Source organism: Prevotella sp. CAG:592 (genome assembly GCF_000436015.1).
GTDB classification, from domain to species: Bacteria; Bacteroidota; Bacteroidia; order Bacteroidales; family Bacteroidaceae; genus Prevotella; species Prevotella pectinovora.
The window spans coordinates 1-2,182 of the sequence record NZ_FR892568.1 but is presented as its reverse complement, the minus strand read 5'-3'; the positions used below and the strand labels follow the sequence as shown (position 1 = coordinate 2,182).

The following is a 2,182-nucleotide window of genomic DNA, read 5'->3' as shown; positions in this document are numbered from 1 at the left end:
TCCTCCCCCGTAGGGGAGGGACAGATACCCTTGACTGTCTTATTGTAGCTTGTAACTACTTGACTGTCAATGGTTTTTCGTTAACAATGCTAACCTGCATCTCCCCTACGGGGGAGACCGAGAGGGGGCTGATGTTCATTGGCTGGGTAATTTGTCATGATATGACAAGGGCGCAGACTTCCAGCCCCCACCTAACCTCCCCCGTAGGGGAGGGACAGATACTCTTGACTGCCTGATAGCTAAAGATGTGTTTCCCTGTTTCTCCCGATCAGTAATGAAGCCAATAGCGGTGGGCATTATGGTTTCTGAGAGTTGCCATATTGCCCGTCGTTTTCGTTAATGAATCAAGGGGAGTGTAGTCATTGTAGTCGTTTTCGCCTACGCCGGCATTATCCGGATCAGGTCTGTAGGGTATGGTCTCAGCATCCGCAACGGCGGCAGCACCCCTTAGCCGGCAGTTTGCCGACCGGGTGCAAAGTTACGTCTTTATTATGTCACGGCAAAATATTTCTCCACCTTTCCGCCTTTCTCCGCTATTTCACGAGTCGACGAGTTGACGAGTTGACGAGGAGTTTTCCGTCACCTACTCGTATCTTCTCCGCTATTTCTCAAGTCGCGAAGTCGCCTTATATATAATAAGGTGATATGGCGTGTAATTCATTCAAATATTTTCGACACGGCGTATAGGGGGATTATGTCGATGCGCTTGTTGGCGGGACTCATGAACGAACCGAAATTCTCGAGCGAACATCTGATGCCTCGGGATATGTGCTTCTGTTGGTTGTTCATAAGCGAATACATGCTGTTCATCGAACCTTTCACTCCCGATTTCACCTCTATCGGCACTATTTCGTTGCCTTTGGCTATCACGTAGTCCACTTCGGCGCAGGTGCCTTTGTTCATATTCTGCCAGTAGTATAGCTGGTGGCGCTTCTGGGGTGATGAATATTTTATCAGTTCCAGTCCGGCAATCATTTCAGACACGCTTCCCTTGTCCACGAGGTCTGTACTGCTTTCCAGCATCATCTCCTTCACTATTTCGTCAGTGTCGTCGTCGATGCCGAGTATGCCGAGCAGTATGCCGCTGTCGAGAATCAGGTATTTCACCACTCTCTCATTTATCTCCGCTCCGAGCGGCACTCCGTTGGCATCCGTGTGGTAGGCAGGGATTATCAGTCCGGCGTCGCACAGCATTCTGATGGCGTTTTTCACTTCTGCCGACCTGTAGTCTCCTTCCACCCTGTTGCATACGAATTTTCCTCCCGTCTGTCGGGCTATGCTTATCAGTGTACGTCTCAGGAGCGTGGGGTTTGCTTTGGCGCCATATTTCGCGAAGTCGTCTTGATAGCCCTGTATTATTTCATTCACCACATCGCTGCTGTATCTGTACGACCCTGTCTCTGCGTATGTTGCCACTGCTTCAGGCATTCCTCCCGTGAGCATGAAGCTGCGAAACCGTTCTGTTATCCTGTTGTAGAATGGGGTGGGGAGAGGGTTGTCCGGTCCGCATTCCCTTTTGGTCGCCAGCAGTCCGTCGTCGCCTGTTGCCATCAGGAATTCGTCGAACGACATGGGGTAAACGAACAGCGAGCTGACGCGTCCCACTCCGAACGACGAAAGGTCTTTGAGTGCGAATTCCAGGAGCGATCCTGCCGCAATGACGTGGAGTTCCGGATAGTCTTCTTTGAAGAACCACAGACTGTGTATCACATCCTCGCTTTTTTGTATCTCGTCGAGAAAGAGCAGTGTCTTGCCGGGTGTCACGGGCACGTTGAAATAGTCAGACAGTTTTCTTGTGATGTCCTTCACGTCGCGGTTTCCCTTGAACAGTTCTGCCAGTTCGGGAGTCTTTTCGAAATTTACTTCAATGAAGTGTTTGAAGCACTTTCCCAAATGGCGCACCGTGGATGATTTTCCCACCTGTCTGGCTCCCCTCACGAGCAGGGGCTTTCGGCGAGGACTGTCTTTCCATTCCAGCAAAGCCTTGTCGATGCTTCTTGTCAAATAATCAGCTGCCATATAAGTCCTTTATTTTCTCTACAGTTAGTGATTGCGTGTAGAGGTTGTTATTGTTTTCAGAATCTTGTGTGAGTTATGACTCTCGTTGCAAAGTTACTGATTATTTCTCATATATCACTGTTTTTCAATGCTTTTTGCTAAAAGAAAGACCTATCAAGCGTTG

1 protein-coding gene is annotated in these 2,182 nt (G+C 49.3%); it reads right to left on the bottom strand.

The features are described from left to right. Window positions 1-657: 657 nt before the first annotated feature. On the bottom strand, window positions 658-2,019 hold the full coding sequence (locus QVO99_RS05150; protein ID WP_022316531.1) for an ATP-binding protein: 1,362 nt from the start codon (window positions 2,017-2,019) through the stop codon (window positions 658-660). Window positions 2,020-2,182: the final 163 nt, after the last annotated feature.